The organism is Roseateles sp. (assembly GCF_031397715.1).
In the GTDB taxonomy this organism is placed as follows: domain Bacteria; phylum Pseudomonadota; class Gammaproteobacteria; order Burkholderiales; family Burkholderiaceae_C; genus Paucibacter_A.
In genome coordinates, this window is record NZ_JANNMI010000130.1 from 1 (window position 1) to 5,001 (window position 5,001).

Below are 5,001 nucleotides of genomic sequence, written 5' to 3' on the forward strand. Positions count from 1 at the left end.
TTCACCGAGCCGAGTGCCGAGATCGACATGATGTTCGCCTCCGGCCCGCTGAAAGGTCGCTGGTTGGAGGTGTCGGGTTCCGGCCAAGTGCATCCGCAGGTGATCCGCAATATGGGCCTGGACCCTGAGCGTTATATCGGCTTCGCGTTTGGCTCCGGCATCGACCGGCTGGCCATGCTGCGCTATGGCGTCGGCGATCTGCGCCAGTTCTTCGATGGCGATCTGCGCTTCCTGTCCCAGTTCAAGTGAAACCGTAGCCCGAGAGATATTCCATGCAATTCCCTGAATCCTGGCTGCGGACCTTTTGTGACCCCGCGCTGAACACCCAAGAGCTGGCCGAGCTGCTGACCATGTCAGGCTTGGAAGTCGAAGAGCTGCGCCCGGTTGCACCTCCTTTCCATGGCATTGTGGTGGCCGAAATTCTGAGCGCCGAGCAGCATCCTAACGCCGACAAGCTGCGCATCTGCAGCGTCAATGCGGGCGGCCCCGAGCCGCTGCAAATCGTCTGTGGCGCACCGAATGCGCGCGTCGGCATCAAGGTGCCGCTGGCGACCGTCGGGGCGGAGCTGCCCCCAGGCGAGGACGGCAAGCCCTTCAAGATCAATGTCGGCAAGCTGCGCGGCGTCGACAGCTTCGGCATGCTGTGTTCGGCGCGTGAGCTCAAGCTCAGCGATGAGCAGGGCGGCCTGCTGGAGTTGGCGGCCGATGCGCAAATCGGCCAGAACATCCGCGCGCACCTGAATCTTGATGACACGTTGTTCACGCTCAAGCTGACGCCCAATCTGGCCCATGCCCTGAGCGTCTACGGCATTGCACGCGAGGTCTCGGCATTGACCGGCGCACCGCTGAATTTGCCAGTTATCGATCCCGTCGTTCCGGCCATAGCCGACAAGCTGACGGTGCGTATCGAAGCGGCCGATTTGTGTGGCCGCTTCTCGGGCCGCATCATTCGCGGCGTCAACACCAAGGCGAAAACTCCCGCCTGGATGGTCGACCGCCTGGCCCGTTGCGGCCAGCGCTCGGTGTCGCCCTTGGTCGATATCTCCAATTACGTGATGTTCGAGCTGGGCCGGCCCTCGCATATCTTCGATCTGGACAAGATCCATGACGAGCTGGTGGTGCGCTGGGCCAAGCCGGGCGAAAGTCTCAAGCTCTTGAACGGCAACACCGTCGCCTTGGACGCGACAGTCGGCGTGGTCGCCGACTCACAAGGCGTGGAGTCGCTGGCCGGCATCATGGGCGGCGACGCCAGCGCGGTATCCGACGAAACCGTCAACATCTATGTGGAGGCGGCGTTCTGGTGGCCCAAGGCGGTGATGGGCCGCTCGCGCAAGTTCAATTTCTCGACCGACGCCGGTCATCGCTTCGAGCGCGGCGTGGATCCGGCCCTGACGGCCCAGCATGTCGAGCGCATCAGTCATTTGATCCTCGACATCTGCGGCGGCGCCGGGACACGCTGCGGCCCGCTCGACGATCAAACGACCCAGCTGCCGGCGCGCACGCCGGTCAGCCTGCGGGTGGCGCGCGCGTCCAAGATCATCGGAATGCCGGTCACACAGGAAGACTGCGCCCGCGTTTTCACTCGCCTCGGCCTGCAGTTCGAGCAGACACCCGGCGTACTGACGGTGACGCCGCCGAGCTGGCGCTTTGATATGCAGATCGAAGAGGATCTGATCGAAGAAGTGATCCGTGTGATCGGTTACCCGAATCTGCCTGCTACGCCGCCGCTGGCGCCGGTGGTCGCCAAGGTGGCTTCGGAAGCACACCGCTCGGTGCATGCGCTGCGCCACGCGGTGGCCGCCCGTGACTATTTCGAGACCATCAATTTCAGCTTTGTCGAAGCCCGCTGGGAGCGTGAACTGGCCGGCAACGAGCAGCCCATCCAGGTGCTGAATCCGATCGCCTCGCCTCTGGCCGTGATGCGCACCAGCCTGCTCGGCAGCCTGGTCAACACCTTGCGCTACAACCTCGCCCGCCGCGCCACACGCGTGCGCCTGTTTGAGATTGGCCGCGTTTTTCTGCGCGATGCTTCGGTGCTCGAAAGTGATGTCAGCATTGCCGGCGTGGCGCAGCCCATGCGGGTGTCTGGTCTTGCCTACGGCCCGGCCGAGCAGCAGCAATGGAGTCAGCGCGACCGCATGGTCGATTTCTTCGACGTCAAGGGTGATCTGGAGGCGCTGTTCGCGCCGCGCCAACTGCGTTTTGTGCCTGCCGAGCATGCTGCCCTGCACCCGGGGCGCAGCGCGCGCGTCTTGCTGGACGGGATAGCCATCGGCGTGATCGGCGAGCTACACCCGAAGTGGCGTCAGGGCTACGAGCTGCCGCAAGGGGGCGGCGCGCCGGTGCTGTTCGAGCTTGATTTAGCCGCGGCACTCCAACGCAAAATTCCTGCGCCCCAAGCGATCCCGCGTCAACAGGCGGTGCTGCGTGATTTGGCCGTTATTGTCGACGACAACGTCAGCCATGACGGCCTGATGCAGGCGATAGCCGGCGCACACGATGGCCTGATCCGCTCGGCCAAATTGTTCGACGTCTTCAAGCCCTCGCAGGCTAATGCCGACATGAAGGACGGTGAGCGCAGCCTGGCGGTGCGCCTGGAATTGCTGGACGACGAGGTGACGCTGACCGAAGAGCGCATCGAGCAGACGGTGACGGCGGTGGTCGTTGCCTTGAGCCAAGATTTGGGTGCGCGTTTGCGCGGCTGAGAGAGGGCGGTTTGATGAGCGATGCAGATGATGATGGCAAGGAGGGCGGGCCAGCGGCCCTGATGCTGCTCGCCAGCCTTGATACGCCGACGCTGACCAAGGCGGAGCTGGCCGAACTGCTGTTTGACAAGCTGGGCCTGAACAAGCGTGAGTCCAAGGACATGGTCGAGGCCTTTTTCGACATCATCCACCGCAGCCTGGTGCGCGGCGACGAGGTCAAGCTGACCGGCTTCGGCAATTTCACGATTCGCCGAAAAGCGCCGCGTCCCGGGCGCAATCCGCGTACCGGAGAAGCGATCCCGATCAAAGCCCGCGATGTGGTGACTTTTCATGCCAGCAATAAACTCAAGGGTTTGGTTCAAGGCGAGGTGTGCGCCGGGGACGACTTCGAGTAGAGTCTGACGTCCCGACCTGAAGCCGTTGATTTCAATGGAAAATTCGCTGCCAGCGATCCCTGCAAAACGCTATTTCACCATCGGTGAGGTGAGCGATCTCTGTGGCGTGAAGCCCTATGTGCTGCGCTATTGGGAGCAGGAATTTACCCAGCTCAAGCCGATGAAGCGGCGCGGCAACCGGCGCTACTACCAGCACCATGAGGTGCTGCTGATACGGCGCATTCGCGGCCTGCTCTATGACCAAGGCTTCACTATCAGTGGCGCCCGCAATCAATTGGTCGACGGCGCTGCCGGGCCGGCGGTGAGCGACTGGGGTAGGGATGACGAGACCGAGCAAGCAAGACCCTTTGAGGCCGCGCTTGACCTGGATGCAGACACTGATGCCGATGATAGGGACGGCTTGGAGAGCAGCGAGCCGGTGACACTGTCACTCGATCAAGTTCGGGCCGAACTCAATTCAATTAGAGAGTTGTTGCTTGCTTGAAGCGTGAAATTTGCGCTACAATGAAAGGCTCAAGTCGGGGCGTAGCGCAGCCTGGTAGCGCACTTGTCTGGGGGACAAGGGGTCGCAGGTTCGAATCCTGCCGTTCCGACCATATAAACAGAAGTGAAATCAAAGGGTTGGCTCATAAATGGGTCAGCCCTTTTGGCTTTCTGGGGTTTGAATGCGCTCCTCCTAAGGGCTGTCGTGGGTTCGCTCGCCGAAGCTGGGTTCACCTACTGGCCCTGAGTCGATACGGAGCTCGAACTGCCGCCGCGTGCGCTGGTAATGGACGCCAAGTCTTGAACCGACTGCCCTGGGCGGAATCGAGATAATTCAGGGCGTGCCTGCCGGGATTCACCCCGCGAATCCCGGCTCTACCCGTGGCGTTACTTCGCCTTTGGCCAGCCGCTCGAAAACGGTGTTGATCGACGACAAGGGCGGCAATTCGATGTCGGCCTTGGCCTCGCCGGCGGTCGCGAACGTCAAGGCCTCGGCCCTATCGCGTCGGTTGCCGACGAAGGAGTCGCGGATGGTGGTGCAGATGTCCCCGGCCGCCGAAGCCCGAGATGGCCACCCAGCGAACTCAGCCAAGCCTGTGTGTCCGTGAAGCCCTGCGGGCCGGTTTGTTGACGAACATCATCCCGGCGTCTTCGTGGCTGGCCACGCGCAGGCTGCGCACGTCGCCCCGAGTCCACACCGACCGATACAAGCAAGGGCTCGCCATACTGGGCTTCATAGGCCAGTTTGGCGGCGCTGAACTTGACCGCGCCGAGCACTTCACCAATGCGTTTGCCCCTCTTCAGCGTCTCCAGGCGGGCGAAGTCGTCGATATGGGCGTGCCGCGGCGCCGTGAGTGTTGGCTGTCGAGTTTGACCGGCACAAGGGATTCGAGGGTGTTGGGTTGGCAACGGTCGTATCGAATCAGCATTCTTGTCGTGGAATACGCACGGTAGCCAAGAGCAGCTTGGAAATTGCAATGCAAATCTGCGCTCTACTCACGGCTTGGTTCGTGGCGCCATGGCTATTTGACGCGGTCAGTTAAACCATCAATCAAAGAAATTTTTCCATAGCCCCCCTTCAAATGGGGGGCTTTCAAGAGGCGCTTGTGCAGGCATCATCTGCCCGCGATCAAGACACGGTGGGTTACTTTGATGCGCGGCCAAAGGCAAGAGCTGCTTGCGTAACAAAAGTTGCGGATCATCTGCTCAATTTGGGTAGGTGCAGAGTCTTTTAGCCAGCTGCCAGTCGCGCAGTGCGGTGAATGTTTGGGATCGGGGAACGAAATGGTAAGAATTTTTAGCCACTATTTGCATAGGCAGACCTTGCTACATGTCTTGTTTGACTTGGGCTTGATCCTGTTTGCGGTGGTGGCGGTGGTGCTGAGCCAAGGTGAATCCGCTTCGACCGTTATGCCTTT

At 61.3% G+C, this 5,001-nt stretch carries 5 protein-coding genes, 1 tRNA gene and 1 pseudogene; 6 read left to right on the top strand and 1 reads right to left on the bottom strand.

Annotation, left to right across the window (positions count from 1 at the left end):
* The 5 genes and pseudogenes from RMO57_RS05670 to RMO57_RS05690 all read left to right on the top strand — a co-directional run.
* Positions 1 to 249: pseudogene (locus RMO57_RS05670) on the top strand (phenylalanine--tRNA ligase subunit alpha); the annotation flags it as partial.
* 23 nt (positions 250 to 272) lie between these two features.
* On the top strand, positions 273 to 2,705 hold the full coding sequence (gene pheT / locus RMO57_RS05675) for a phenylalanine--tRNA ligase subunit beta (RefSeq protein WP_310385018.1): 2,433 nt from the start codon (positions 273 to 275) through the stop codon (positions 2,703 to 2,705).
* 14 nt (positions 2,706 to 2,719) lie between these two features.
* Positions 2,720 to 3,100: an integration host factor subunit alpha gene (locus RMO57_RS05680; protein WP_414896376.1), complete on the top strand. Its 381-nt coding sequence runs from the start codon at positions 2,720 to 2,722 to the stop codon at positions 3,098 to 3,100.
* 34 nt (positions 3,101 to 3,134) lie between these two features.
* Positions 3,135 to 3,584: a MerR family transcriptional regulator gene (locus RMO57_RS05685; protein WP_310385020.1), complete on the top strand. Its 450-nt coding sequence runs from the start codon at positions 3,135 to 3,137 to the stop codon at positions 3,582 to 3,584.
* A 35-nt stretch (positions 3,585 to 3,619) separates the two neighbouring features.
* Positions 3,620 to 3,696, top strand: a tRNA-Pro gene (locus RMO57_RS05690).
* 242 nt (positions 3,697 to 3,938) lie between these two features.
* On the opposite strand, the gene RMO57_RS05695 is transcribed toward RMO57_RS05690, so the two are convergent.
* A complete protein-coding gene (locus RMO57_RS05695) occupies positions 3,939 to 4,070 on the bottom strand; it encodes a hypothetical protein (protein ID WP_310385022.1) in 132 nt (43 codons plus the stop codon).
* Between the two features lie 80 nt (positions 4,071 to 4,150).
* Here RMO57_RS05695 and RMO57_RS05700 point away from each other — a divergent pair, with 80 nt between their 5' ends.
* Positions 4,151 to 4,537: a hypothetical protein gene (locus RMO57_RS05700; RefSeq protein ID WP_310385023.1), complete on the top strand. Its 387-nt coding sequence runs from the start codon at positions 4,151 to 4,153 to the stop codon at positions 4,535 to 4,537.
* Positions 4,538 to 5,001 lie beyond the last annotated feature (464 nt).